The organism is Sphingobacterium sp. SGL-16, assembly GCF_011043515.1.
GTDB lineage: Bacteria > Bacteroidota > Bacteroidia > Sphingobacteriales > Sphingobacteriaceae > Sphingobacterium > Sphingobacterium litopenaei.
Genome location: NZ_JAAKGQ010000142.1, coordinates 1 through 218 on the forward strand (window position 1 = coordinate 1; position 218 = coordinate 218).

Here is a 218-nt window from a genome sequence, read left to right on the forward strand (position 1 = left end):
GCATTTTCATTGAGAAACATTCACAAAAAACTCCGCTACTATGTCTAAAAAAAGTATTACATCAGCACAAATCGTTTAAAACACTACTTAAAGTGTCATTTAATCTTCGTTTGCAAGTATCGTAAAAAGTTACTTGTCGGTCAGTTAAAAGATAATATACGTTCTTTTCTCTTAAACATTACTTCTAATTCAGATTTTGAAATTGAAGTGTTTGAATC

At 28.9% G+C, this 218-nt stretch carries 1 protein-coding gene; it reads left to right on the forward strand.

The window, feature by feature from the left end; genetic code table 11:
• Positions 1 to 60: 60 nt before the first annotated feature.
• Positions 61 to 218: transposase (locus G5B32_RS17015; protein WP_317166129.1), on the forward strand; the 158-nt coding region annotated here is incomplete at its 3' end.